The sequence below is a fragment of the Mycobacteroides salmoniphilum genome (assembly GCF_004924335.1).
GTDB lineage: Bacteria > Actinomycetota > Actinomycetes > Mycobacteriales > Mycobacteriaceae > Mycobacterium > Mycobacterium salmoniphilum.
The window spans coordinates 2,417,156-2,442,935 of sequence record NZ_CP024633.1 but is presented as its reverse complement, the minus strand read 5'-3'; the positions used below and the strand labels follow the sequence as shown (position 1 = coordinate 2,442,935).

Annotated in this window: 21 protein-coding genes; 12 read left to right on the top strand and 9 right to left on the bottom strand. The window is 64.5% G+C overall.

The features are described from left to right. Positions 1-141 precede the first annotated feature (141 nt). Positions 142-3,363, top strand: coding sequence for an isoleucine--tRNA ligase (ileS, locus tag DSM43276_RS12040; RefSeq protein ID WP_078329897.1), 3,222 nt, complete (start codon positions 142-144; stop codon positions 3,361-3,363). A gap of 8 nt (positions 3,364-3,371) precedes the next feature. Here the strand turns inward: ileS and DSM43276_RS12035 are convergent, their stop codons facing one another. Beyond that, positions 3,372-3,941 carry a class I SAM-dependent methyltransferase gene (locus DSM43276_RS12035; RefSeq protein WP_208861806.1) on the bottom strand — a complete coding sequence of 190 codons (570 nt, stop codon included), beginning with the start codon at positions 3,939-3,941 and terminating at the stop codon, positions 3,372-3,374. Positions 3,942-4,103: 162 nt separating this feature from the next. Between DSM43276_RS12035 and DSM43276_RS12030 the strand changes: the two genes are divergently transcribed. Further along, complete coding sequence (locus tag DSM43276_RS12030) at positions 4,104-5,471, top strand: DNA polymerase IV (protein ID WP_078329898.1); 1,368 nt, start codon at positions 4,104-4,106, stop codon at positions 5,469-5,471. Here DSM43276_RS12030 and DSM43276_RS12025 read toward each other — a convergent pair. Beyond that, entirely contained in the window at positions 5,436-6,353 is a 918-nt protein-coding gene (locus DSM43276_RS12025; RefSeq protein ID WP_211196769.1) for an asparaginase, read from the bottom strand. The two genes, DSM43276_RS12030 and DSM43276_RS12025, sit on opposite strands and share 36 nt — an antisense overlap. 98 nt (positions 6,354-6,451) lie before the next feature. On the opposite strand from DSM43276_RS12025, the gene lspA reads away from it, so the two are divergent. The 4 genes from lspA (at position 6,452) to dnaE (ending at position 12,827) form a co-directional block, all read left to right on the top strand. Further along, positions 6,452-7,114: a signal peptidase II gene (gene lspA / locus DSM43276_RS12020; protein WP_078329900.1), complete on the top strand. Its 663-nt coding sequence runs from the start codon at positions 6,452-6,454 to the stop codon at positions 7,112-7,114. Then, entirely contained in the window at positions 7,111-8,028 is a 918-nt protein-coding gene (locus tag DSM43276_RS12015; protein ID WP_078295618.1) for an RluA family pseudouridine synthase, read from the top strand. Before lspA ends, DSM43276_RS12015 begins: the two co-directional genes overlap by 4 nt. After that, a complete protein-coding gene (gene rarD, locus DSM43276_RS12010; protein ID WP_078329901.1) occupies positions 8,025-8,939 on the top strand; it encodes an EamA family transporter RarD in 915 nt (304 codons plus the stop codon). The genes DSM43276_RS12015 and rarD overlap by 4 nt, the downstream gene beginning before the upstream one ends. 330 nt (positions 8,940-9,269) lie before the next feature. Further along, entirely contained in the window at positions 9,270-12,827 is a 3,558-nt protein-coding gene (gene dnaE, locus DSM43276_RS12005) for a DNA polymerase III subunit alpha (protein ID WP_078329902.1), read from the top strand. On the opposite strand, the gene DSM43276_RS12000 is transcribed toward dnaE, so the two are convergent. Beyond that, on the bottom strand, positions 12,798-13,181 hold the full coding sequence (locus DSM43276_RS12000; RefSeq protein ID WP_078329903.1) for an ArsR/SmtB family transcription factor: 384 nt from the start codon (positions 13,179-13,181) through the stop codon (positions 12,798-12,800). The genes dnaE and DSM43276_RS12000 overlap by 30 nt on opposite strands. A 162-nt stretch (positions 13,182-13,343) precedes the next feature. Here DSM43276_RS12000 and DSM43276_RS11995 point away from each other — a divergent pair, with 162 nt between their 5' ends. Continuing rightward, complete coding sequence (locus tag DSM43276_RS11995) at positions 13,344-13,760, top strand: DUF5313 domain-containing protein (RefSeq protein ID WP_078329904.1); 417 nt, start codon at positions 13,344-13,346, stop codon at positions 13,758-13,760. 7 nt (positions 13,761-13,767) lie between these two features. On the opposite strand, the gene DSM43276_RS11990 is transcribed toward DSM43276_RS11995, so the two are convergent. The 3 genes from DSM43276_RS11990 to DSM43276_RS11980 are packed head-to-tail and all read right to left on the bottom strand — an operon-like array spanning position 13,768 to position 15,587. After that, positions 13,768-14,586, bottom strand: a complete 819-nt coding sequence (locus DSM43276_RS11990) for a DUF6498-containing protein (RefSeq protein ID WP_078329905.1) — start codon at positions 14,584-14,586, stop codon at positions 13,768-13,770. 2 nt (positions 14,587-14,588) lie between these two features. Further along, positions 14,589-15,347: a hypothetical protein gene (locus DSM43276_RS11985; protein ID WP_078329906.1), complete on the bottom strand. Its 759-nt coding sequence runs from the start codon at positions 15,345-15,347 to the stop codon at positions 14,589-14,591. 33 nt (positions 15,348-15,380) lie between these two features. Then, positions 15,381-15,587, bottom strand: a complete 207-nt coding sequence (locus DSM43276_RS11980) for a hypothetical protein (protein ID WP_078329907.1) — start codon at positions 15,585-15,587, stop codon at positions 15,381-15,383. Positions 15,588-15,744: 157 nt separating this feature from the next. On the opposite strand from DSM43276_RS11980, the gene DSM43276_RS11975 reads away from it, so the two are divergent. Both DSM43276_RS11975 and ilvA read left to right on the top strand, forming a co-directional pair. Then, entirely contained in the window at positions 15,745-16,182 is a 438-nt protein-coding gene (locus DSM43276_RS11975; protein ID WP_078329908.1) for a nitroreductase family deazaflavin-dependent oxidoreductase, read from the top strand. Beyond that, entirely contained in the window at positions 16,179-17,438 is a 1,260-nt protein-coding gene (ilvA, locus tag DSM43276_RS11970) for a threonine ammonia-lyase IlvA (protein WP_078329909.1), read from the top strand. Before DSM43276_RS11975 ends, ilvA begins: the two co-directional genes overlap by 4 nt. Before the next feature lie 6 nt (positions 17,439-17,444). On the opposite strand, the gene glgX is transcribed toward ilvA, so the two are convergent. Together glgX and DSM43276_RS11960 are read right to left on the bottom strand one after the other, a co-directional pair. Next, positions 17,445-19,586 (bottom strand): glycogen debranching protein GlgX, encoded by a 2,142-nt coding sequence (gene glgX, locus DSM43276_RS11965; protein WP_078329910.1) that lies wholly within the window; start codon positions 19,584-19,586, stop codon positions 17,445-17,447. A 40-nt stretch (positions 19,587-19,626) separates the two neighbouring features. Beyond that, positions 19,627-21,807 carry an acyltransferase family protein gene (locus DSM43276_RS11960; RefSeq protein ID WP_078329911.1) on the bottom strand — a complete coding sequence of 727 codons (2,181 nt, stop codon included), beginning with the start codon at positions 21,805-21,807 and terminating at the stop codon, positions 19,627-19,629. Positions 21,808-21,929: 122 nt separating this feature from the next. On the opposite strand from DSM43276_RS11960, the gene DSM43276_RS11955 reads away from it, so the two are divergent. The 3 genes from DSM43276_RS11955 to bioD are packed head-to-tail and all read left to right on the top strand — an operon-like array spanning position 21,930 to position 25,102. Beyond that, positions 21,930-23,246, top strand: coding sequence for an adenosylmethionine--8-amino-7-oxononanoate transaminase (locus DSM43276_RS11955; protein WP_078329996.1), 1,317 nt, complete (start codon positions 21,930-21,932; stop codon positions 23,244-23,246). A 30-nt stretch (positions 23,247-23,276) separates the two neighbouring features. Beyond that, a complete protein-coding gene (locus tag DSM43276_RS11950; protein WP_078329912.1) occupies positions 23,277-24,422 on the top strand; it encodes an 8-amino-7-oxononanoate synthase in 1,146 nt (381 codons plus the stop codon). Further along, positions 24,419-25,102, top strand: coding sequence for a dethiobiotin synthase (gene bioD / locus DSM43276_RS11945; RefSeq protein WP_078329913.1), 684 nt, complete (start codon positions 24,419-24,421; stop codon positions 25,100-25,102). Before DSM43276_RS11950 ends, bioD begins: the two co-directional genes overlap by 4 nt. Here the strand turns inward: bioD and DSM43276_RS11940 are convergent. Continuing rightward, positions 25,095-25,736, bottom strand: a complete 642-nt coding sequence (locus DSM43276_RS11940; RefSeq protein ID WP_078329914.1) for a TetR/AcrR family transcriptional regulator C-terminal domain-containing protein — start codon at positions 25,734-25,736, stop codon at positions 25,095-25,097. The genes bioD and DSM43276_RS11940 overlap by 8 nt on opposite strands. Positions 25,737-25,780: the final 44 nt, after the last annotated feature.

Below are 25,780 nucleotides of genomic sequence, written 5' to 3'. Positions count from 1 at the left end.
ATAACCCAGTAGAACCGGACGGGCAGGCCCGTCACAGCCGTGGTGAGAGGCCCCGACAGCGTGGGGCAAGCGGGGTGGTACCGCGGAGGTACGCCGACGGCGTCCCATCGTCCCCGTGCCAGCGAGCACAGGGAGACCGCGATGAGCCCCTCGGGCGAAGAGCATCAGGGCGAGCGAACCGACGCGTACCCGCGCACCAATCTCGGGGCCGATCAGCGCAGCGGATCGCCGAATCTTCCTGCGCTGGAAAAGCAGGTGCTGGCCTACTGGGACGCGGACGACACCTTCCGCGCCAGCATTGCTCATCGTGACGGCTCCCCGGAGTACGTCTTCTATGACGGTCCTCCGTTCGCCAACGGGCTGCCGCACTACGGGCATCTGCTCACCGGCTACGTCAAGGACATCGTGCCGCGTTATCAGACCATGCGTGGGTACCAGGTGGACCGCCGATTTGGTTGGGACACACATGGTTTGCCCGCAGAGCTGGAGGTGGAACGCCAGCTCGGCATCACCGATAAATCGCAGATCGACGATATGGGTATCGCCGAGTTCAACGATGCCTGCCGCGAGTCGGTGCTGCGCTACACGAAGGAATGGCGCGACTACGTCACCCGGCAGGCGCGCTGGGTGGACTTCGACAACGACTACAAGACGCTCGACCCGACCTTTATGGAATCGGTCATCTGGGCATTCAAACAATTGTGGGATAAGGGATTGGCGTACGAGGGCTACCGCGTACTGCCGTATTGCTGGCGCGACGAGACACCGCTGTCCAATCATGAACTGCGCATGGACGACGACGTGTATCAGAGTCGTCAGGATCCGGCGGTCACCGTGGGGTACCGGATCGCGGGCAATGAGGACAGCCGGTGGGCGGTGCTCGACGGTGCGCGCCTGCTGATCTGGACCACAACTCCCTGGACGCTGCCCTCGAACCTGGCGGTCGCGGTCAACCCCGAGGTGACCTATGCGGTGGTGAAGCCCGCCGGTGAGAACGCCTCCGAGGACCGTTACCTGTTGGCGCAGGCGCGGGTCGGGTCTTACGCCCGTGAGCTTGGTGAAGAGCCCACGGTGCTGGACACCTACACCGGCGCCGAGCTGCTGGGCATGCGCTACCTCCCGCCATTCCCGTATTTCCAGCAGGATGCGTCGCCGAATGCCTTCACGGTGCTCTCGGGTGACTACGTCACCACCGAGGACGGCACCGGCATCGTGCACATGGCCCCGGCCTACGGTGAAGAAGACAAGAACGTCACCGACAAGGCGGGGATCACCCCCGTCACCCCCGTCGACTCGAAGGGCCGATTCGACGCCACCGTGCCCGATTACGTGGGTCAGCAGGTGTTCGATGCCAACGCGCAGATCATCAAGGACCTGAAGAACGGCACCGGTGCCGCTGCCTCCAATGGCGCCGTGCTGTTGCGCCATGAGACCTACGACCACTCGTACCCGCACTGCTGGCGGTGCCGAAACCCGTTGATCTACCGTGCCGTGTCCTCCTGGTTCATCAAGGTGACCGAATTCCGGGACCGGATGGTGGAGCTCAACGAGCAGATCACCTGGTATCCCGAGCACGTCAAGCACGGCCAGTTCGGCAAGTGGCTGGAAGGCGCACGCGACTGGTCAGTCTCTCGAAACCGATACTGGGGCAGCCCGATTCCGGTGTGGAAGTCTGACGATCCTGCGTATCCGCGCATCGACGTATACGGCAGTCTCGACGAGCTGGAACGCGACTTCGGAGTCCGTCCGACAAATCTGCACCGGCCGTACATCGATGAGCTGACCCGGCCCAATCCGGACGATCCGACCGGCAAGTCCACCATGCGCCGCATCTCGGACATCTTTGATGTCTGGTTCGACTCGGGCTCTATGCCGTACGCGCAGGTGCACTATCCGTTCGAGAACGCCGAGTGGTTCGAAAACCATTTCCCGGCCGACTTCATCGTCGAGTACATCGGCCAGACGCGCGGTTGGTTCTACGTGATGCATGTGCTGGCGACGGCGATCTTCGATCGGCCCGCATTCAGAACCTGTGTGTCGCATGGCATCGTGCTGGGCAACGACGGCCAGAAGATGAGCAAGTCGCTGCGCAATTACCCGGATGTCAACGAGGTGTTCGACCGCGACGGCTCCGACGCGATGCGCTGGTTCCTCATGGCGTCGCCAATCCTGCGCGGCGGCAATCTGATCGTTACCGAGCAGGGTATTCGCGAGGGCGTGCGGCAGGTGATACTGCCGTTGTGGAACGCATGGAGCTTCCTGCAGCTGTATGCGCCCAAACCCGGCACGTGGCGCACCGATTCGACTCAGGTGCTCGACAAGTACATCCTGGCCAAACTGGCACAGCTACGTGACAACCTCACCGCGGCCATGGATATCTGCGATGTCTCGGGAGCGTGTGAACAGCTGCGGCAGTTCACCGACGCATTGACCAACTGGTATGTGCGACGGTCACGTTCGCGGTTCTGGGACGAGGACGCGGATGCGATCGACACGTTGCACACCGTCCTGGAGACGACGTGCCGTCTGGCCGCACCACTGTTGCCGATGACCACCGAGGTGATCTGGAGGGGACTGACGGGGGAGCGGTCTGTGCACCTGACCGATTGGGTGTCCGAATCGGCACTGCCCGCCGACCCCGATCTGGTGGCCGCCATGGACGAGGTGCGCAAGGTGGCCTCGACGGGCTCGTCCTTGCGCAAGGCCAAGAAGCTGCGGGTGCGCCTGCCGCTGCTCACACTGACGGTCGCGGTGCCCGACCCCAAGCGGTTGGAGCCGTACGCAGCCCTCATCGCTGATGAGCTGAACGTGAAATCCGTCGAACTGACCGACGATATCGCTGCCTACGGCAAGTTCGAACTGACCGTCAACGCGCGTGCCGCGGGGCCGCGGCTGGGCAAGGACGTGCAGACGGTCATCCGGGCGGTCAAGGCCGGCGACTGGGCTCAGCAGGCTGACGGAACCGTCGTCGCCGCCGGGATCACGCTGCAGGAGGGTGAGTTCGATTCGAAACTGGTGGCCGCGGAGCCGGATTCCACGGCGGCGCTTCCCGAGGGTGGCGGACTGGTCATCCTCGATGACACCGTCACCGAAGAGTTGGAGGCCGAGGGATGGGCGCGCGATCTCATTCGAGAGCTCCAAGACCTTCGCAAGTCGACAGGTCTGGAGGTGTCCGACCGTGTCACGGTCATCCTTGAGGTACCCGAGGACCGTCGGCCCTGGGCGGAACGTCACCGCGGCCTGATCGCCGGCGAAATCCTCGCCACGACACTGGAAATCGGCCAGGCCGGCCAGGACGTGGGGACGCCCGCCACCGATATCGGCGACGGGGTCCGGGCGTCCTTGAAAAAGGCGGCGGGTTAGCGCCGGCCCTACGCGGCCTTCACGGCCCGCCAGCGCTGGTTGCCCCCGTCGAGGTGATGCTCGATGTCGGTGAAACCCGCTGCGCGCAGGCGATCCGGCAGTGACGCGGTGGGCACCGGGTTATAGGTGTCGCCGATGTGCAGCAGCCGGAAGAAGGTGGAATGCACACCGTCGCTGCCGGCGAAAACGCCGCCAGGGGCCAGCACCCGATGCGCCTGTGTGAACAGCTCATCTTGCAGATCGGATGTCGGGACGTGGTGCAGCATGGTGAAGCACACCACTGAGCTGAAGCGGTCGTTGTCGAAACCGAGCTTGGTGCCGTCACCCTGGATCACCGTTGCCTGATCGCCGTAGAGCCGCTGCAGCCGGGAGGCCATGGTCTCGTCGATCTCGACCGCGGTGAGTCGCGGGGTGCGCCGGGTCAGCACCCGCAGATTCGCGCCATAGCCGGGACCGATCTCCAGGGCGTCCTCACCGAGCTCCACACCTTGCAGCGCCCACGGGAGGAGCTGCGACTCGGTCTTACGTGCCCACATCTCCGAGCTACAACACCAGCGGTGCACCAGATTCATTGCCATGACACCAAGGCTAGGGACGATATGGCTGTCCGAGTAGCGTGATTCGGCCATCTCTTGTCGGGGTTCGGCCACAGGCCAGGACCACGCGGTCACCTCGGGGCGCGGAGCTCGACCGGCGTCGCCGCGCAGGGTGACGTCCGACCTGCGCAATACGATGATCGCGTGTGTGCTGCCGGTCGATGGGTTCTGCACCTCGACATGGACGCCTTCTTCGCCTCGGTCGAGCAGCTGACCCGGCCAACCCTGCGCGATCGTCCGGTCCTCGTCGGCGGTACCGGAGGCCGGGGAGTGGTGGCCGGTGCGAGCTATGAGGCCCGCGTTTTCGGCGCCCGCTCGGCGATGCCGATGCATCAGGCGCGACGCCTGGTCGGCATCAATGTCGTGGTCCTGCCACCTCGTGGCGCGGTGTACGGCGTTGCCAGCCGACGGGTGTTCGCGACGGTGCGGTCGATGATCCCGGTTCTCGAGCAGCTGTCCTTCGACGAGGCCTTCGGCGAGCCCGTTGAACTGGCCGGGGCCACCACCGAAACCGTGGCCGAGTACATCGGCGAACTTCGTTCACGGGTGCTCACCGAAACAGGGCTCACCGCGTCGGTCGGGGCGGGGTCCGGGAAGCAGCTTGCCAAGATCGCCTCGGGATTGGCCAAACCCGACGGGGTGCGGATCATCGCGCCCGAGGAGCAGGGCTCGCTGCTCGCCGATCTCCCGGTGCGCAAATTGTGGGGGATCGGGCCCGTGGCGGAAGAGCGCCTTAATCGATTGGGAATCAATACCATTGGTCAGCTGGCGGCACTGCAGACCAGTGAGGTGGCCTCGGTGCTGGGCGGCACGATCGGCCCCGCCCTGCACCGCCTCGCACGCGGCATCGATGAGCGCCCCGTGGCAGAACGTGCAGAAACCAAACAGATCAGCGCGGAATCCACCTTCGCCGATGACCTGACAACTCTCGATCAATTACGGGAGGCCATCGAACCCATCGGAGCGCACGCTCATCGGCGGCTCATCGCGCACGGTCGCGGCGTGCGCACCGTCACCGTCAAGCTACGGCGCTCGGACATGAGCATCCTGACCAGGTCGGCCACATTGCCCTATGCCACCACCGAACGTGCCGTGCTGATGTCGGCGGCGCGTCGGCTGCTCCTGGACCCCGTCGAGATCGGTCCCATTCGCCTTGTCGGCGTGGGATTCTCGGGCTTCTCCGACGTCCAGCAGGCCTCGCTCTTTCCGGATCTGGACCAGACCGAATCGGTTGCCGAAACCGACGAGGCTCCGTCGAGCTCCGCGCCCGCCCCGAGCGCCGCGAGCTGGGGAATTGGTGATGACGTCATCCATTCCGAGTATGGCCACGGCTGGATTCAGGGCACCGGACATGGCGTCATGACCGTGAGATTCGAGACACGAAGCAGCGGACCGGGCATCGCGCGCACGTTTGGCGTCGACGATCCGGGTGTCACCCGCGCTGACCCGGTGGCGAGCCTGGACTGGCCGGGCGAGTCAGCCGAGTCGATTGATGACGGAGACGAGATCTGATCCGGTGGCCAGCACTGCCATTAACAGCACGCGCGCTTGCCCGGAACGAAGCCGGGGCACCATCACTCCGCCGGCATCGATCAATTTCTGTCCCGGCGCGTAACCGGGCGCCAGCTCACCACCCGGTACCCGGGTGGTGACCAGAACCTGGGTACCGTCCTCAATCTGACGCGAAACAGATTCGATGACAACGTCATTGGCATTGCCCGCGCCCATCGATTCCAGCACCAGTCCCTGCGCACCGGCCCGCACGTAGGACTCGAGCGCCACGGCGTCGGCACCCGGGTAGAGGCTCACGATGTCGACGCGGGGTAACGCGGCTCGGGTCACGGTGCCCAGGAACGGTGAGGGTGCGTCGCCGCTGCGTACGAACACGCCATCGCGTACATCGCCGATGGGGGCGACACCAGCGAATCCGGCGGGCGTGGCCAGATCGACCTTGCGGATGCCCAGCGCCGGATACACCTGGCCGGCGAAGCACACCACCACGCCCAGGGCCTCACCGCTTGCCGCCACCGTCAACGCGTCACGCAGATTGCCCGGTCCGTCGGATTCCGGGTGGTCGCCACTGCGTTGCGCCCCGGTGAGTACGACGGGTACCGGCACCGCACACGTCAGCGCGAGCCAGAGCGCAGTCTCCTCCAAGGTGTCCGTTCCATGCGCGATGACGACCCCGGTGGCCCCGCTGGCGATATGTCCGCGGAGTGCGGCGGCGATCTGTTGCCAGCGCTGCGGGGTCATTTCCGCGCTGTCAATCGCCATCACGTCGTGGACGGCGACATCGCCGTATCCGGACGCCGCGAGCAGGTCATTTCCTGAACTGCGGTGTCGAGCGATGCCATCGCTGCCCACCGCGGTCGCGATGGTTCCGCCGGTGCTCAACAGCACAAGGGTCGGTGATGAGGCTTTGGGGCGACGAACATCGGGCACAGCCGCGATCATCGCAGACAGGTGGCGCAGAGCGCCTCGCTGAGTAGGGGATGATGGGTGACGTGAGTGACGAGCCCGAGACCGCCCCGAAGCCCAAACGGCGGATAAAACTGCTGCTCATCGTGGCGGCGGTGGTGCTCGCGGTGGACGTCATCACCAAGGTCATTGCCGTCAGACTGCTGCAGCCGGGTAAGCCCGTACCGATCATCGGCGACACCGTCACCTGGACGCTGGTGCGCAACTCCGGCGCCGCGTTCTCCTTTGCCACCGGCTACACCTGGGTGCTGACCCTCATCGCGATGTCGGTCGTGGTGGGAATCCTGCTCATCGGTCGCCGGTTGGTCTCCACGTGGTGGGCAATCGGTCTGGGCATGATTCTCGGCGGCGCGCTGGGCAACCTCATCGACAGGTTCTTCCGGGGCCCCGGACCGCTACGCGGCCATGTGGTCGACTTCCTGTCGGTGGGGTGGTGGCCGGTTTTCAACGTCGCCGACCCGGCGGTGGTGGGCGGAGCGATTCTGCTGGTGGCGCTCTCGTTGTTCGGATACGACTACGACAGCGACGAGCGCTCGACGCGAGGAGTATCGGGTACCGACGAGCGCTCGACGCGAGGAGCATCGAGCGAGGCGGGCAAGCGCCCGGCCGAGGACCAGGGCGATCACGCGGACATCGAGAACGCCGACGCGCAGGCTTCCCAGACCAAGCCGTTATGACCTCGCGTTCCCTGCCGGTGCCCGACGGCCTCTCCGGTATGCGCGTGGACGCCGGGCTGGCACGCCTGCTCGGTCTGTCCCGCACGGCCGCCGCCACTCTCGCCGAAGAGGGCGCCGTGCTTCTGGATGGGGTTGTGGTCACCAAATCCGAGAAACTCACCGCGGGTACCTGGCTGGAAGTCACCCTTCCCGAGCCCAAGGCGCCACCGGAGAATCGGGTCGAGGCCATCGAGGGCATGAAGATCCTGTACGCCGATGACGACTTGGTCGCCGTCGACAAACCGGCGGGTGTCGCGGCCCACGCCTCCGTCGGCTGGAGCGGTCCCACCGTGCTGGGCGGGCTCGCCGCCGCCGGGTTCCGGATGACTACGTCCGGCGTGCCGGAACGCAAGGGAATCGTGCACCGCCTGGATGTCGGAACGTCCGGGGTCATGGTCGTGGCGCTGTCGGAAAAGGCTTACACCGAGCTCAAACGCGCCTTCAAGTACCGGCGCGTGGAGAAGCGTTATCACGCTCTCGTACAAGGACACCCGGACCCGTCCAGCGGCACCATCGATGCGCCCATCGGGCGGCATCGGGGCCACGACTGGAAATTCGCTGTCGTCGAAGACGGACGTCACTCCATCACCCACTACGACACCCTTGAGGCGTTCGTGGCGGCCAGCCTGCTGGACGTACATCTGGAAACCGGTCGCACCCACCAGATCCGGGTGCATTTCTCGGCCATCAAACACCCGTGCTGTGGCGATCTGACCTACGGCGCGGATCCGACGCTGGCCGCCAAGCTTGGGCTGGAACGTCAATGGCTGCATGCCAAATCGCTGGCCTTCACCCACCCGGGAGACGGGCGCTGGATGGAAATCACCAGCGAGTACCCGGAGGATCTGGCGCACGCACTCGACATCTTGCGATGAGCGGGGCCGTCACGACACCTGAACAGAATCGCCTGAAGTCCGGGTACCTGTTCGGCGCGGCCGCCTATGTGATGTGGGGATTGTTTCCGGCATTCTTCCCTCTGCTGGAACCGGCGAGCGCGCTGGAGATCCTGGCGCACCGGATGATCTGGACACTGCTGCTGATGGTGATTGTCGTCGCCGTCTCCCGGCGGTTGCGTGACCTCATCACGATGGGGCCGTACAACTGGGGGCTCCTTGCCGGCGCCTCGGTTCTCATCGCCCTCAACTGGGGTGTCTACATCTACGCCGTCAACTCCGGGCACGTGCTCGACGCCGCACTCGGATACTTCATCAACCCGTTGGTGACGGTGCTGTTGGGCGTGGTGATTTTCCGGGAGCCGCTCAGCAGATGGCAGCTGCTGGCGTTGGTGCTGGCGTTCACCGCGGTCGCCGTGCTCACGGTCAACTATGGGCAGCTGCCGGTCATCACGCTGATACTGGCCGTCTCGTTCGCTGGATACGGAGCCATCAAGAAGACGGTGACCGTCGATCCGCGTGTGAGCCTGACTGCCGAAGGCATCGTCGCGGTGCCGTTCGCCACCGCATACCTGGTGTTCCTCGGTGTTACCGGTCAGCAGCACTTCCTCGGTTACACCGAGGGCCACACCGCGCTCATGGTGCTCAGCGGCGTGGTGACGGCGCTGCCACTGCTGATGTTCGGTATTGCGGCACAACGTATTCCCTTGGTGACGCTCGGGCTCCTGCAGTACCTGACACCAACGCTGCAAATGCTGTGGGGTGTGCTGGTCAAACATGAGGCGATGCCGCCGGAACGCTGGGCGGGCTTCGCGCTGATTTGGGCGGCGCTGACGATCTTTACGGTGGACACCGTGCGCAGAGCGCGCCGGGCGCGGCCCGCCACGACCTGACACACACCGAACATCGTCGGGGCGCGATCCCGCCGCGGCAGATGGACCGAGTGCTGCGGTGGGCGCCACCGCCGACTCGGGTCTCGTCGACCAATCCGCCGATGTGAGGTGAGGGGCGCCGTCGCCGTGCAGAGCCGGGCCGTGCTTCCAGCTATGGTGTTGTCGCAGGTTCTCACCGTTGCTGGCGGGGCTTTTGTGACCGCTGTGATTCAGGTAGCCGGATGAGCCAGGCGACACACCCCCGACACGCCCGGGACTGTCGGACCCTCGCCATAAACTGACCCCTCTAGCGATTGACGCCCCCATCGTGGGTCGGTACGAAAGGCACGTGTGAGCTCCTCGAATTCTTCGTTCGTGCACCTGCACAACCACACCGAGTACTCGATGCTCGATGGTGCCGCGAAGATCAAGCCGATGCTCGCGGAGGTGGAGCGTCTGGGCATGTCGGCGGTCGGCATGACCGACCACGGGAACATGTACGGCGCCAGCGAGTTCTACAACGTCGCCACCGCCACCGGGGTCAAGCCCATCATCGGCATCGAGGCGTACATCGCACCCGCCTCGCGGTTCGACACCAAGCGTGTCTTCTGGGGCGATCCGGGACAGAAGTCCGATGACGTGTCCGGTTCGGGTTCGTACACCCATATGACGATGGTCGCCGAGAATGCGACAGGCCTGCGCAACCTGTTCAAGCTGTCCTCGCTGGCCTCGTTCGAGGGGCAGCTCGGTAAGTGGGCTCGCATGGACGCCGAGCTCATCACCGAACACGCAAGCGGCATCATCGCCACCACGGGATGTCCCTCGGGTGAGGTACAAACTCGGCTTCGTCTCGGTCAGGAGGCCGAAGCGGTCGAGGCCGCCGGCAAATGGCAGGAGATCTTCGGGAAGGACAACTTCTTCCTGGAGCTGATGGACCACGGACTGTCCATCGAACGCCGGGTGCGCGAGGGCCTGCTGGAGCTGGGAAAGAAGCTCGGCATACCGCCGTTGGCCACCAACGACTGTCATTACGTCACCAAGGACCACTCACACAACCACGAAGCACTGCTGTGCGTGCAGACCGGCAAGACCATGTCGGACCCCACGCGCTTCAAGTTCGACGGTGACGGCTACTTCCTGAAGCCGGCTTCCGAGATGCGCGATCTTTGGGACGACTCGGTGCCTGGCGCGTGTGACAACACATTGCTCATCGCCGAGCGGGTGCAGTCATACGAGGACGTCTGGAGCTTCAAGGACCGTATGCCGGTGTTCCCGGTGCCGGAGGGTGAAGACCAGGATTCCTGGCTGCGCAAGGAAGTCGACCGCGGACTGGAGCGTCGCTTCCACGGTATCCCCGGCGGAGTGCCTGACGAGTACTTCACCCGCGCGCACTACGAGCTGGACGTCATCAAGCAAAAGGGTTTTCCCGCATACTTTCTCGTCGTCGGCGACCTCGTCACGCATGCCAAGGAAGTCGGTATCAGGGTTGGTCCGGGCCGTGGGTCGGCGGCCGGATCGCTGGTTGCCTACTCGCTCGGCATCACCAACATCGACCCGATCCCGCACGGGCTGCTGTTCGAGCGCTTCCTCAATCCGGAACGACCGTCGGCACCTGATATCGATATCGACTTCGACGATCGTCGCCGCGGCGAGATGGTTCGGTACGCCACCGATAAGTGGGGCAGTGACCGGGTGGCGCAGGTCATCACTTTCGGCACGATTAAGACCAAGGCGGCGCTGAAGGACTCGGCGCGTATCCACTACGGGCAGCCCGGGTTCGCGATCGCGGATCGGATCACCAAGGCGCTGCCACCGCCGATCATGGCCAAGGACATTCCGCTGTCGGGTATCACCGATCCCGAGCATGAGCGGTACAAGGAGGCCGCCGAGGTTCGTACCCTGATCGACACCGATCCGGATGTGCGGACCATCTACCAGACCGCGCGCGGTCTGGAGGGGTTGATCCGTAACGCGGGTGTGCACGCGTGTGCGGTCATCATGAGCTCGGAACCGCTCACCGAGGCCATCCCGCTGTGGCGGCGCGCGCAGGACGGCGCCATCATCACCGGCTGGGACTACCCGTCGTGTGAGGCCATCGGCCTGTTGAAGATGGATTTCCTGGGGCTGCGCAACCTCACCGTCATCGGCGATGCGTTGGACAACATCAAGGCCAACCGTGGCGTCGACCTCGACCTGGATCATCTGCCTCTGGAAGATCCGGCCACCTACGAATTACTGTCCCGCGGCGACACCCTCGGGGTATTCCAGCTCGATGGCGGGCCCATGCGGGATCTGCTGCGCCGCATGCAGCCCACCGGATTCAACGACATCGTCGCCGTGCTGGCGCTATATCGTCCCGGCCCGATGGGCATGAACGCGCACAACGACTACGCCGACCGTAAGAACGGTCGCCAACCGATCAAGCCGATTCACCCCGAGCTGGAAGAGCCACTCAAGGACATCCTCTCGGAGACCTACGGTCTGATCGTCTACCAAGAGCAGATCATGTTCATCGCCCAGAAGGTCGCCTCGTACTCGATGGGTAAGGCCGATGCGCTCCGCAAGGCCATGGGCAAGAAGAAGCTTGAGGTCCTGGAGGCCGAGTACAAGGGCTTCTACGAAGGCATGACCAACAACGGCTTCTCCGAAAAGGCCGTTAAGGCGTTGTGGGACACCATTCTTCCGTTCGCCGGCTACGCGTTCAACAAGTCGCATGCCGCCGGGTACGGATTGGTGTCGTTCTGGACCGCCTACCTCAAGGCCAATTACCCGGGCGAATACATGGCCGGGCTGCTCACCTCCGTGGGCGACGACAAGGATAAGGCGGCCATCTACCTCGCCGACTGCCGTCGTCTGGGCATCACGGTGCTACCGCCGGACGTCAACGAGTCGGTGCACAACTTCGCATCGGTGGGGGAGGACATCCGCTACGGGCTCGGCGGCGTCCGCAATGTCGGCGCCAACGTGGTGCAGTCGCTCATCGCGACCCGAGAATCGAAGGGCGCCTTTACCGACTTCTCCGACTATCTGCACAAGATTGACATCGCGGCCTGCAATAAGAAGGTCACGGAATCGCTGGTGAAGGCGGGGGCCTTTGACTCCCTGGGGCATTCCCGCAAGGGGCTGTTTCTTGTCCAGTCCGATGCCGTCGACTCGGTGCTGGGCACCAAGAAGGCCGAAGCGATGGGGCAGTTCGACCTCTTCGGCAGTGCGGGGGACGACGACGCCGACGCAGCCAATGTGTTCGCCATCAAGGTGCCCGACGACGAATGGGAAGAGAAGCACAAGCTCGCCCTCGAGCGAGAAATGCTGGGCCTGTATGTATCCGGGCATCCGCTCAACGGGGTGGCGCACCTGCTGGGTCGTCAGACCGACACCCAGATCCCTACGATCCTCGAAGGCGATATCGCCAACGACACCCAGGTGCGGGTGGGCGGGATTCTCGCCTCGGTCAACCGTCGTGTGAACAAGAACGGCATGCCCTGGGCCTCAGCGCAGCTCGAGGACCTCACGGGTGGCATCGAGGTGCTCTTCTTCCCGCAGGCCTACTCGGTATACGGCGCCGAGATAGCCGACGACGCGGTGGTTCTGGTGAATGCGAAGGTGGCGATTCGCGATGACCGAATCTCCTTGATCGCCAATGATCTTGTGGTACCCGACTTCTCGCAGGCATCCGACGACCGTCCGGTTGCCGTGACGCTGCCGACGAGGCAGTGCACCATCGACAAGGTCACCGCGCTCAAGCAAGTGTTGGCGCGGCATCCGGGCACCAACCAGGTTCATCTGCGTTTGATCAGTGGGGAGCGCGTCACGACGTTGGAGCTCGATCAGTCGCTTCGGGTGACACCGTCATCGGCCCTGATGGGGGATCTCAAGGCGCTACTCGGGCCGGGCTGTCTGGGCGGCTAGTTCTCCACGGCGGCCCTGCGCGACCTCAGCGGGTTCGGGATCGAGCCATTCGGCCTGATCGGCGACCACGCCGGTCAAGATCTTGCGCGCAGTCGCCAGCAGCTCCGCCACTCGCGGTGATGTCAAGGTGTACAGCACGGAGAGTCCTTCGCGACGAGCTGTCACCAGGCCGGCATGTCGGAGCACGGCCAACTGCTGTGACAGATTCGCTGCCTCGATACCCACCTCGGGCAGCATCTCTGACACGGCCCGATCGCGTTCGCTGAGCAGCTCCAGCACGCGAATCCGCACGGGATGTCCCAGCGTTTTGAAGAAATCCGCCTTCATCCGATACAGCGGCTGACGTGCATCCATATCAAGTCCACCTCACCACACAACAACTTGCACAGATTAGCAACCCGACAACACTGCAGGACAGGGGCGCGTCTATAGTTCCTGAGGGCGCTTGCCGGGGCACTGTCTGTATTCGCAGTGCTGTCCTCCAGCGAGGGCCGCCTCAGACGCGCAGGAGCTTGCATGACGACCGATCGGCCCACCGCTGGGCAGTACATCACCTACGCCTATGGAAGACGCCTGCCCGACTCTATGCGTGACTGGGTGGCCAACGATCTGTCCGGCCCCGGGGCCATTCGGCGGCACATGATCCGATACGTGATCCCGCCCCATTTCATCCTGGCTCCATTCTGGCTCCTGCCGGGTGGAATGCTCCTGCACGTGGCGATCACCCTGCCCATCTATGTCTGGGCGATCCTGATGACGCACGCTCTCAACAAGATTTGGCGCCGCTACCGGTTGGCCCAGCACGATCTGGATCCCAAGCTCGCCGACATCGGAAACCGCGAAAAGCATGCGCGCAAGCACGAGACATACGCCCAGCGTTACGGTGCGCGACCGGAGTCGAACGACACCTACTCCAGCAGCGACCCCATCTGACGAGCGATTAGCGCCGCGTCCCCGTCCACGGCTCTTCGTTCTTCTTCCGCCGTGCGGTCTCGGCCTTACGGTCCTTGACCCATTGCTCTTCGAAGGTCAATCCAGGACGTGCGCTCGGGATCCGATTCATCGCGCTACTGAGCCAGCGCGGTGGGGTAGCGGGCTCCCACTGCGGGAAGGTGACGCTGAGCGAATACATGGTCTTCAGGACGACGAACACCCCGAACAGTGCCGAGGGCGCATCGGTGACAGCGACCGCGAACATCCCGAAGATCAGGGTCAGATGCACGACGGCAACCCGCATAAACCCGCGACTCGCCATCACTTCCAGTTGCCAGAAGGACCATCGGCGCAGGGAGGGAAGATCCACCAGGAAGTCGACGGCCAGTGCGACAAGTACCTGAAGGCACCCGAATGACACACTGTGCCAGTCGATACCGATCAGTGCGGCCTTGCCGTTGTGGGTGAGCAGGAAAACGATGACCGCGAGAAAGAACCCATGGGCGGCCGAGAAGACGAGTGTCGTGAACAGGAATCCTCTGACGAAGGAGGTTCGCGAGTAGCTCTGGTCCGGTCCGGGCGCTTCGTATCGGTAGTGTCCGTGGCGCGGACTCCACCGCTTGTGTAGAAGAGCCCGGAGTGCGACGAACAGGGAAGCCGCCACGGTCTCGAACCAGTAGACCGCCAGCGTCGTACCGGCCGACCATCCGCCCACGAACCAGCCGGTGACGGGAATCGCATTCACCGCGATCATCGTGGCCAGGTGAAGAACCCGATTGAGGGTCCCGGGGACGTCCGATGTCGGCGCGGAGTTCTGTGAGATCACAGCTAGCCCAGGATGTTCACGGCGCGGGCAAGCACCAGTGCCACGGTGGACAGTGCCACGATGGATTGCAGCGTCATCAACATCTTGGCCCACCGCGAGAGTGGCATGGTGTCGGTGGGGGAGAACGCGACGACGTTGGTGAAGCTCACGTACAGGTAATCGGGGAACTTCGGCCGCCAATCTGGCGGCGCGAGTTCAGGATTGGCCATCTGCGGAAACATGAAGTCAGGATGCGGCCGTTGGGGCGTGTGGCGCGCGAAGGGGCCGCCACGGTCAAACTCCCAGTACCACATACCGAATACGATGACGTTGGTGATGAAGATCGCCAGGCCACTGCCGAGGAGCACGCGCGGGTTGTCACCCATCTGGCCCGTCACGATCTTGTAATCGAGCATTGCCGCCGAGATGGTGTTGTCGGCGGTAATGGCAGCGATCAGCAGATAGGTCGACCAACGCCCGAAAGTCGTTGAACGCGTGAATTTTAACGGGTTGAGGATGACCAGAACGAGCAGTAGCGCTGACTCGAGAGCGGGTAACGGCCAGCGCGGCGTCAGATTGAACTGTGCGGGGATCGCCAACTGCAGACCAATCGCCGCGATAAGAGCGATGAGAACCGGTATTCGGCTTTCGGGGGCACCCGGGCGCAGCCAGGACGGCAGATGCTTTTCGGCGGCCAGCACGTCATCGGTGACCTCATGGGCAAGCCGCTCCATGCGGTGCCCGACAGGATGTTCGGCAGCCGATTCGCTTGGCGAAGACATGGGGATGTATTACACCCCGTGGGCAGGTTCTGCTCAGTGAATGAGCGAGCCCGCGAGCCAGGCCATGCTGGCCACTGCGCTAGCGGAGAGCACCGCGGTCGACATGGACGCCACCAGCAAGAGGGTGACCACGAAGACCACCGTGCCTACTGCGAGCGCGAGCAGCTTGTACGGGGCCCATACGACGTCCGAGACGTCCACCGACCGCACCCCATGTGTCGCGCGTTCGAAGGTCGTCATGAAAAGAGGATATGCCTAACGGGGAAGTTCGGTCAACCGAACACTCCGATCGTGGGTGACAGAACTAACGTCATAGGGTGTCCGGTGCAGGCCGGACCCCGGGCGTTCCGCGTTATCGGCGTGATTCCCCGATAGGTGGAGCGATACAGTTGTCGGCATGCCATTAACCGGTGAATACGAACCCAGTGGACTCGATTGGTCGCAGAAGCAGGTGGCCAAGATTATCGAGAGCGGGACCACCGACGGCATCACCATTGCGGACATGCCGGTGATCTTGCTGACCTCACTCGGCGCCAAGTCCGGCAAGCTGCGCAAGATCGCCCTGATGCGGGTGGAGCACGACGGCGAGTACGCCATTGTCGCCTCGCTCGGCGGAGCGCCCAAAAACCCCGTCTGGTACTACAACGTGAAAGAGAACCCGCTCGTCGAGCTGCAGGACGGCAGCACCACCAAGGACTACCAAGCCCGCGAGGTCCTCGGCGACGAGAAGGCGCCATGGTGGGACCGTGCCGTGGAGGCGTACCCGCCATATGCGGAATACCAGACCAAGACCGACCGTCAGATCCCGGTTTTCGTGCTGACGCCCGTCTCTTGAGCACGGCCCAGGCCGTCACTGCCAGCGATATCGATGCGGCGGCCAAACGCATCGACGAGGTGGTGCACCCGACTCCCGTTCAGCACGCCGATCGTCTCTCCGGGCTGACTGGTGCCAACGTGTATCTCAAGCGTGAAGATCTGCAGTCGGTTCGGTCGTACAAGCTGCGCGGTGCCTTCAACCTCTTGATGCAGCTCAGCGATGAGGAGAAGGCCGCCGGTGTGGTGTGCTCCAGCGCGGGTAACCACGCGCAGGGATTCGCGCTGGCGTGCAAGTCGATGGGCGTACATGGCCGTGTGTACATCCCCAGTAAGACTCCGAAGCAGAAGCGGCAACGAATCATCTACCACGGCAACGGATTCGTGGATCTCATCGCAGTGGGGCACGGTTATGACGAGGCGGCCGCGGCGGCCAAGGCCGATGTCGAACGTACCGGTGCGACCCTGGTCCCGGCGTTCGACGATCCCCGGACCATCGCCGGGCAGGGCACTATTGCCGCCGAGATCCTCGACCAGCTGGACGTTCAGCCGGACGTGGTGGTGGTCCCCGTCGGCGGCGGTGGATGTATCTCCGGAATTGTCACCTACCTGCGGGAACGGGCTCCGCAGGTACGGGTCGTAGGCGTTGAGCCGGCGGGCGCCGCATGTATGGCGGCCGCCATGCGGGCCGGTGGGCCGGTCCCGCTCGACCACGTCGACCCGTTTGTAGACGGCTGCGCCGTCAAGGTCGCCGGGGCGGTTCCGTACCGCCTGCTGGCCGCGGCGGGTGAAACGCTCACCCTGATGACCGTCGACGAAGGTGCGGCCTGCACGGCGATGCTCGAGCTCTATCAGAACGAGGGCATCATCGCCGAGCCCGCCGGGGCACTGTCGGTTGCGGCGTTGTCAGAGCTGGACCTGGCGCCGGGCGAGACGGTTGTCTGTCTGATTTCCGGTGGCAACAACGATGTTTCGCGATACGGCGAGATCCTGGAACGCTCCCTGGTGCACCTGGGACTCAAGCACTACTTCCTCGTCGACTTCCCACAGGAGCCGGGCGCGTTGCGCCGGTTCCTCGGGGAAATACTCGGCCCCAACGACGACATCACGCTGTTCGAGTACGTCAAACGGAACAATCGCGAGATGGGTGCCGCTCTGGTGGGCATCGAGCTCAGCTATGCCGACGATCTAGCGGGCCTGCTGGATCGGATGCAGTCCTCCGATCTGGATATCGAACGGCTGGAACCGGGTTCGGCGGCGTTTCGCTACCTGACGTAGCGCCGGCTATCCGCTCTTGCGCAGCACGACGAGGGCGCGGTCCTGCACGCGCACGGCTTTGCCCGCGTCGACTACCGCCGAGCACTGGCCGTCCGGTTCGCCGGTGTCGAGTACCGCGGTCCACTGCGCCGCGTAGTCGCCGTCGGGTGTCACGAAATCCAGCGGCTCGTCGTAAGCGTTGAAGCACAACAGGAATGAGTCTCCGGAGACGCGTTCGCCGCGCGCGTTGGGTTCGGGAATCGCATCGCCGTTCAGGAAGACGGCCAGGCTCTTACCGAAACCACTGTCCCAGTCTGCGGTGGTCATTTCCTCACCGGCGGGTGTCAGCCAGGCGATATCGCGTACCTCCTCGCCTTCCCGGATAGGACGTCCGGCGAAGAATCGGCGGCGCCGGAACACCGGGTGCTGTTTGCGTAGCGCGATCACCGTTCTGGCGAATCGCAGCAGGTCAGAGTTTTCTTCCGCCAAACCCCAGTCCATCCAGGACAGCGTCGAATCCTGGCAATACACATTGTTGTTGCCCTGCTGGGTCCGGCCGATCTCGTCGCCGTGAGAGAGCATCGGGGTGCCCTGGCTCAGCACCAGTGTCGCGAAGATATTGCGTATCTGGCGCGCGCGCAGTGCGACAATCGCCGCGTCATCGGTGGGCCCCTCCACACCGCAGTTCCAGGAGCGATTGTAGGTTTCCCCGTCCTGATTGTTCTCGCCGTTGGCCTCGTTGTGTTTTTCGTTGTACGAGACCAGATCTCGCAACGTGAAGCCGTCGTGCGCGGTGACAAAGTTAATGCTCGCACTGGGGCGGCGCCCGGTGGCCTCGTACAGGTCCGAGGAACCGGTGAGTCGGGAGGCGAATTCTCCGAGCGTGGCGGGTTGTCCCCGCCAGTAGTCGCGGACGGTATCGCGGAACTTGCCATTCCATTCGGTCCACAGCCCGGGGAAGTTGCCGACCTGGTATCCGCCCTCGCCGATATCCCAGGGCTCGGCGATCAGTTTGACCTGGCTGACAATGGGATCCTGCTGGACCAGATCGAAAAAGGCCGAGAGCCGGTCGACGTCGTGCAGCTCGCGGGCCAGTGTCGAGGCCAGGTCGAAGCGGAAGCCGTCGACATGCATCTCGGTGACCCAATAGCGCAGTGAGTCCATGACGAGCTGCAGCGTGTGGGGGTTGCGGGCGTTGAGACTGTTCCCCGTGCCGGTGTAGTCGGTGTACCGCGCGAGGTTGTCGTCGTTGAGTTTGTAATAGGCGCGGTTGTCGATGCCTCGGAAACTCAGGGTCGGACCGATGTGGTCACCCTCGGCCGTGTGGTTGTAGACGACGTCGAGGATGACCTCGATACCCGCCTCATGCAGAGCGCGCACCATTGCCTTGAACTCGGCGACGGCACCACCGGCGTGCGGCGACGACGCATATCCCGCGTGCGGAGCAAGGTATCCGAAAGTGTTGTACCCCCAGTAGTTCCGCAACCCGAGGGTGATCAGCCGGCTGTCGTGAAAGAACTGGTGCACCGGCATCAGTTCAATGGCGGTGATACCGAGGGAACGCAGGTGGTCGATCACGACAGGATGAGCCAGGCCGGCATAGGTGCCCCTGAGCTCCGCGGGAACCCCGGGATGGGTCTGTGTCATGCCCTTGACGTGGGCTTCGTAGATGACCGTCTCGTGGTACGGGGTGCGCGGGCGACGATCCGAACCCCAGTCGAAATAGGGGTTGATGACGACGGAGGTCATGGTGTGGCCCAGCGAGTCTCGCGCGACAAGTGTCTCGGTATTCAGCGGGTCGGTCTGGTACGAGAGCAGCGGCGGGCTGGCTTCGGGGACGTAGTCGAACTCGCCGTGGAACGCCTTGCCGTACGGGTCGAGCAGCAGTTTGTCCGGGTCGCAGCGGTGCCCGTTCTCGGGATCCCAGGGCCCGTGCACCCGGAATCCGTAGCGCTGGCCGGGGGAGATGGTCGGCAGATAGCAGTGCCACACATACCCGTCGACCTCATCGAGGGGTACCCGCGTCTCGGCGCCGTCCTTGGCGATGAGACACAGCTCGACGGTCGTGGCGACCTCGGAGAACAGTGAGAAGTTGGTACCGGCTCCGTCGTAGGTGGCACCCAGCGGATACGGATTACCCGGCCATACCTGAAGTGGTGGCAGGGTCATGTTGATAGACCCTATCGGTCCGGGGTCGGGATCGCGCGCCTCACTTGCCCGGCGGCGCCGCCCGCCACCAGCCGGTCGCGAGCGCGATCTGCCGTCCCAGTTCCTTGGCCATGGTCCGCATATAGGTCGCCGAGATGTGGTGAGAATCGTGATACACCAACACGTTTCCTTCCACTACCCGACATTTGTCGGGACGGCACACCGCCTTGGTCATGTCGAGGATCTTCAACAGCGGGAACTGGTTCGCGATGGCGAGCGTGGGATTCACGTCGTCGAGCGCGCGGTTGCGATCCATGGCGCATGTATCGGAGTTTCCGCCCGCGGAGATGCAGTCGGCCGCGGTGTAGGTGGTGCCGTCCTTGTCGATCAGCCAGGGGGTATCGCGCATTCCGAGAACAGGGATTCCGGCCTCATCGAAAGCCGTCCAGATGCCCAGATAACTATCGGGCATCACATCACCGGTGCCCTGGGCCGAGCGGGGGCGGGTGGTGGTGGTGAACACGTAGTCGGGGTGTTCCTTGATCAACCGCGACATCACCTCGTCGACCCACTTCTTGCAGTCGGGGTACGGGTCGTTCGACCCGGCAATACGAGGGACCTCCTCGGTACTGAGCGGGCAACCCATCTTGAGGTAGGTGGTGATCTTGAAGTTGTGCTGGCGACCCAGGATGTCGAGCGCGGTGATCCAGTGCTCGGCATGTGATCCGCCGGCCAGTGCGATGGTTCGCGTGGCGTGCGGATTGCCGTAGGTACAGGAGATGACCGCGCGATTCCGGAAATCGCTGATGCAGTCCTGCTCGGTGCTGATCGGTAGATCGTCGGAGGCCTCCAGTGTGGTGGGCCGCATCGGGAGATCGGGCACACGGTCGCCGTACAGCAGGGCCCCCGCGCCCGGGTAATCGCGTGGACGCAGACCGGAGAGCTCCTTTCCGTTGGATCGCTGCACGGTGACATGTTCAAGCCAGGTGAACGAGGTGGCGGTCAGCCCGACCGCCATCAACACGATCGCGGTCCCCAGCGCCAGCGTGGGGCGCCGCAACCTGGTCCACAGCGTGGAGGACTCGGGGAGCAGCCGGGGATAACGCAAGGGAGTCTCGACATACTTGTTGGTCAGGTAGGCCAGCGCCAGGGAGATCCCAAGGATGGCGGCGCCCTCCCCTAACGAGACCTTGGGCTGACCGCTGTAGACCAACCAGTAGACCAGCAGCGGCCAGTGCCACAGATACAGCGAGTAGGCCAGTGACCCCAGCTCGACCAGTGGCCTGGTGGCAAGGAATCGGTTGGCGACCGGTTGTGCGGTGCCTATGGGAAGGTTTGCCGCCGACAAGATGAGGACGAGAGTGGCGACGACGGGCACCAGCGCCAGCGGGCCCGGGAACTCGCGCACACCGTTGATGAGCGCGCCGCAGGACAATATCGTCGCCACGGCGACGATGCTGAGCACCTGGCGCAGCCACATCGGCCAGCGCGTTCCAGCCACCAACGCGCCCACCAGCACACCGAGCAGCAGCTCCCAGGCACGCGCGAACGTGTTGTAGTACGCGATCGACTGGAAGTCGAGATGGGCGTAGATCGCGTACCCGAAGGATGCGGCGGCCAAGCCCGCGATGACGGCGATGAGGACGGGGCGCATGTACCGGCCGAGTGGTTTGCGCAGAAGAACGGCCAGCAGGTACACCAACGCCAGGAAGCCGACATAGAACTGCCCCTGCACCGACATCGACCAGAGGTGCTGCAGCGGGCTCACCGACTCGCTGGCCGCCAGGTAGTCGGCGGCGGTGTTGGCGAGCTCCCAGTTCTGGTAGTAGCCCAGGCTGGCCAGACTCTGTTCGGCGAACGTCTCCCACCGAGTTTCCGGCTGCACCAGGACGGTGAGTACGGCGCAGGCCGCCAGCACCAGAACCAGCGCCGGGAGCAAGCGTCGGACCAGTCGTTTCAGGACCGGTATCGGGTTGAGGGATGCTCCCTGTGTGGTCGCTGTGCGAAGTAGCTTGCTGCCGTAAAAAAAGCCCGAAAGGGTTAAGAAGACATCAACTCCGCCCGACACCCGGCCGAACCACACGTGAAACACCGCGACCAGAAAAATGGCGATACCGCGTAAACCATCGAGGTCATGGCGGTAAAACCCCTTGTCGCTCTTGGGTTTTGGGGTGGCGTCGACCGCCGGGGCGGGTGGCACCTCGGGATCGGTCATAGGCTTGGTTGCTGAGACGAAGAACATTTTCGCCCCCAATGTACCCATGGTTGCCGAGAGTCTCCGCAGGTGCGCGCCAACGGCGTGTGCGCGTGAGGCGAATGGCTCCGTACCGAGGGTCTGTGACAGGCTCGACGACTGTGCCGAGGTTGACACCCGATGAGGTCGGAGCGGTCGATGCCGCGCATGTGTGGCATCCGTATAGCGGCATCGGCGATTCCGACACAGCCCAGCGACCGCTGGTGGTGACCGGTGCCAGTGGTCCGAACATCACCGTGGTGCGCGATGGCCGTCCCGCGGAGGTGCTCGACGCGATGAGCTCGTGGTGGTCGTGCATTCACGGCCACGGTCACCCCGAACTGGATCGCGCGGTGACCGAGCAGGTGGCGTCGATGAGCCATGTCATGTTCGGGGGACTTACCCACGAGCCTGCGGCGCGGCTCGCGCAGCTACTGGTGGAGCTGACCCCGCCCGGTCTGGAAACGGTGTTCTTCTCCGACTCCGGGTCCGTGTCGGTGGAAGTGGCGTTCAAGATGGCGCTGCAGTACTGGCGCAGCCTGGGACTGCCCGCCAAGCATCGACTGATGACCTGGCGTGGGGGCTATCACGGGGACACCTTCTCCCCGATGAGTGTGTGTGACCCCGAGGGCGGCATGCACTCGTTATGGACCGATGTGCTGGCGAAACAGGTCTTCGCCGAGCGGGTCCCCAGCGCGTACGACGCGGAGTACACCCAGCGTTTCGAGGCAGAGCTGTCGGAGCATGCCGCCGAACTCGCGGCCGTCATTGTGGAACCGGTGGTGCAGGGTGCCGGGGGCATGCGGTTCCACAATCCGCGCTATCTGGCAGAGCTGCGCGCCATGTGTGACAGGCACGGTGTGCTGCTGATCTTCGATGAGATCGCGACGGGCTTCGGACGCACCGGTGAGCTGTTCGCCGCCGATCATGCCGGGGTGAGCCCCGACATCATGTGCGTCGGCAAGGCCATGACCGGCGGTTATCTCACTTTGGCCGCCACGCTGTGTACCGCCAAGATCGCGCGCACCATCAGCGACGGCGCAGCGGGCGCACTCATGCACGGCCCGACCTTCATGGCCAACCCGTTGGCGTGTGCGGTGGCGGTCGCCTCGATCGAACTACTGCTCTCGGGGGACTGGAAGTCACGGATCGCGGAGATATCCGGGGGATTACGCGCGGGCCTGGCACCCGCCGCAGACCTCGACGGGGTTGCCGACGTGCGCGTGTGTGGTGCCATTGGCGTCATCGACATGGACCACCCGTTGGGCGCGGACGGTATGCGCGTCGCTACCAACGCGGCATTGGACGAAGGCGTATGGCTGCGCCCCTTCCGGACCTTGATTTACACCATGCCGCCGTACATCTGCGATCAGGATGAGATCCACCGAATCACGCGGGCGATGGTGAGCGCGGCGACGGCGGTAGGAGCCACATCGGCGGTGCGCTAACCTGAACACCGTTCAGGAGAGGAGGCGCCGGTGGGCGAGGCATCATCACCGCTTGCCTGGTTGGGTGAGGTCGAGCGTCAACGGGAGGCCGCCGGACTGCGCCGCCGGCTTCGTACCCGCAGCGCCGCCGAGCCCGAGATCGATCTGGCGTCCAACGACTATCTGGGCCTCGCGTGCCATCCGCAGGTCATCGAGGCCGGCGTCGAGGCGCTGCGGATGTGGGGTGCCGGATCCACCGGTTCACGCCTGGTCACCGGCAATACCGAGCTGCATGAAGAGCTGGAGCGCGAGCTGGCGACCTTTATGGGCGCGCCCTCGGCGCTGGTGTTCTCCTCGGGCTACACCGCCAATCTCGGAGCGGTCGTCGCGCTTTCCGGTCCCGGAACGCTCATCGTCTCCGATGCGCGCACCCATGCCTCGCTGATCGACGCGTGCCGCCTGTCGCGGGCACGGGTGGTCGTGACTCCGTATCGCGACACCCAGGCGGTGGCGGCGGCCCTGGCGCAGCGTCCCGAAGAACGCGCATTGGTTCTCACCGACGCGGTGTTCAGCGCCGATGGTGCGCTCGCGCCGCTGACCGAGCTGCACCGGGTCTGCCGTAGTCATGGAGCGGTGTTGCTTGTCGACGAGGCACACGGACTCGGCGTGCGCGGGGTCGGTGGGCGCGGTCTGGTCTCCGAAGTCGGTCTCGCCGGCTTCGACGATCTCGTCGTCACCGTCACGCTGTCCAAGGCTCTGGGCAGCCAGGGTGGGGCGGTGCTGGGGTCAGAGGCGGTCCGGGCACACCTCATCGATGCCGCTCGCCCGTTCATCTTCGACACCGGGCTCGCTCCGGCAGCGGTCGGGTCGGCGTTGGCGGCGCTGCGGCTCATGGCCGACGAACCGGAACGGGTCCGCGCAGTGCTCGACCACGCGGCAACGCTGGGCCAGTGGTGCGGTTTGGCGGACACGCCCGAGTCCGCGGTGGTGCCGGTGGTACTCGGTGACCCGACGATCGCGTTCAACGCAGCCAAGGCATGCCTGGACCATGGGGTGCGGGTGGGCTGTTTCCGCCCGCCGTCGGTCCCCGAGGGGCAGTCATTGCTGCGCCTGACGGCCCGGGCCTCGCTCACCGGCGCCGATATGGATCGCGTGCGTGAGGTGCTCGCCGGAGTATTGGCGCTGGCCCGCCGGTGACGGTGCTCCTGGTCACCGGAACATCGACCGGGGTGGGAAAGACGGTGGCGACGGCGGCGCTCGCAGCGGCCGCGGCGAGCCAGGGCATCGAGGTGACGGTATGCAAACCGGTGCAGACCGGTGAGGACCGTGACGCCGATGAGGTTGCCCGCCTGTCCGGAGTGACGCATATCGAGACCTTGGTCCGCTATCCCGAACCGCTGGCTCCCGTGGCGGCGGCGTCGCGGGCCGGTCTGGCCTTGCTCGACCACGTACAGATGGCCACGGCGATTTTCGCCCTCGACCGCCCCGGGGCGTTGACACTCGTTGAGGGTGCGGGTGGCCTCCTGGTCGAGCTGGCCGCGGGGGGCAAGACTCTGCGTGACCTGGCGATTGTTCTCGACGCGCCGGTTCTGGTGGTGACGACCGCCAACCTGGGCACCCTGAATCACACCGCCCTCACACTGGAAGCCCTTGCCGCGCAGTCGGTTCCCTGTGCCGGCCTGGTGGTGGGGAGCTTCCCGGCAGAGCCGGACCTGCCGCAACGACTCAACCGTGAGGAACTCGCGAATCAGTTCCAGACGCCGGTGCGCGCGGTGATTCCCGAGGGGGCGCCGCGGCTGATGCCCGCGGTGTTCGCCGAGATGAGCGTGGCGCTCTTCGACCCGCAGTGGGTGGCCGAGTTGGTGGCCGCTAGCTGATCGGGCTGGACTGACGGGCCAACTGGTCGATGCCGTCCACCAGGAGACGCACGCCGAAGCCGAACTGAGCGGTGGGATCGGTCAGCGCCGCGCCGTCGGCGAGGAGTGATTGGCCCTCTTCCAGCGCACCGGCGGAGTCCCACTGCAGCCGCGACTGTTCGTCCGCGACATATCCCAATACGTAGTAGACGATGCTGCGGGCGGCCAGCGCGGCAGGTACCGCACCTAGTCCCGAGGTGACAGCGGCCTCGGCCAGGCGATCGAGCACCGTGATCATGTGCGAGGTTTGTCCCGAGGCGAAGCTCGCCGACACCAGTTCCGCACCGTCCTTGTGGGATAGCAGTGCGTCGCGCAGCGCCGAGCACAGGAAATCGACACGCTGCTGCCAGGGCACATCACGACAATCGGTTTCGGCCAGCGGCGCCAGCACGTGATCGGAGACGGCGCCGAGTAGCTGCTGCTTGTTCGCGAAGTGCCAGTACAGGGCGCTCGGTGCGATATCGAGCTCGCGGGCGAGCCGGCGCATCGTGAGATCCGCGATCCCGTAGTCGTCCAGAATCGCGGTGGCCCGGCGCACCAGGTCGTGTCGGTTGAGCGGGGCGGCACGCCCCTTGTTTGGCTCGGTGATGGCAATACTCTAACCTGAACACCGTTCAGGATTGGGACCGTCAGACACAA

Excerpts from the sequence above, each read along its gene's own strand:
- ileS (WP_078329897.1), top strand. The coding sequence starts at position 142 with ATGAGCCCCTCGGGCGAAGAGCATCAGGGCGAGCGAACCGACGCGTAC.
- DSM43276_RS12035 (WP_208861806.1), bottom strand. The coding sequence starts at position 3,941 with ATGGCAATGAATCTGGTGCACCGCTGGTGTTGTAGCTCGGAGATGTGG.
- lspA (WP_078329900.1), top strand. The coding sequence starts at position 6,452 with ATGATGGGTGACGTGAGTGACGAGCCCGAGACCGCCCCGAAGCCCAAA.
- DSM43276_RS12015 (WP_078295618.1), top strand. The coding sequence starts at position 7,111 with ATGACCTCGCGTTCCCTGCCGGTGCCCGACGGCCTCTCCGGTATGCGC.
- rarD (WP_078329901.1), top strand. The coding sequence starts at position 8,025 with ATGAGCGGGGCCGTCACGACACCTGAACAGAATCGCCTGAAGTCCGGG.
- DSM43276_RS12000 (WP_078329903.1), bottom strand. The coding sequence starts at position 13,181 with ATGGATGCACGTCAGCCGCTGTATCGGATGAAGGCGGATTTCTTCAAA.
- DSM43276_RS11995 (WP_078329904.1), top strand. The coding sequence starts at position 13,344 with ATGACGACCGATCGGCCCACCGCTGGGCAGTACATCACCTACGCCTAT.
- DSM43276_RS11985 (WP_078329906.1), bottom strand. The coding sequence starts at position 15,347 with ATGTCTTCGCCAAGCGAATCGGCTGCCGAACATCCTGTCGGGCACCGC.
- DSM43276_RS11980 (WP_078329907.1), bottom strand. The coding sequence starts at position 15,587 with ATGACGACCTTCGAACGCGCGACACATGGGGTGCGGTCGGTGGACGTC.
- DSM43276_RS11975 (WP_078329908.1), top strand. The coding sequence starts at position 15,745 with ATGCCATTAACCGGTGAATACGAACCCAGTGGACTCGATTGGTCGCAG.
- glgX (WP_078329910.1), bottom strand. The coding sequence starts at position 19,586 with ATGACCCTGCCACCACTTCAGGTATGGCCGGGTAATCCGTATCCGCTG.
- DSM43276_RS11960 (WP_078329911.1), bottom strand. The coding sequence starts at position 21,807 with ATGTTCTTCGTCTCAGCAACCAAGCCTATGACCGATCCCGAGGTGCCA.